The sequence below is a fragment of the Flavobacterium sp. GNP008 genome (assembly GCF_056428965.1).
Window position 1 is genome coordinate 1 of the sequence record NZ_JBWJVL010000073.1, and the last position, 227, is coordinate 227.

The window sequence follows — 227 nt, forward strand, 5'->3', positions numbered from 1 at the left end:
GCACTTCGAGGAAGCGCGAGTGGGGGTCGTCGGTTTCGTCGCAATGCACGTCCACCAGGCAGCCGGTGCGCTCGGCCAGGTCCATCAGAAATTTCACCGAGCTTACGCCCTGGTCACGGGTGTACTCGAAGTGCGGAATGCCGCCGACCACATCGGCCCCCAGGCGAATGGCTTCTTCCATCAGCTCACGGCCGTTGCGGTAGGACTCGATGCCTTCCTGGGGAAAG

1 pseudogene is annotated in these 227 nt (G+C 63.0%); it reads right to left on the reverse strand.

The annotated features are described in order from the left end of the window. Window positions 1–227 (reverse strand): annotated as a pseudogene (locus AC0608_RS13935) (cytosine deaminase); the annotation flags it as partial.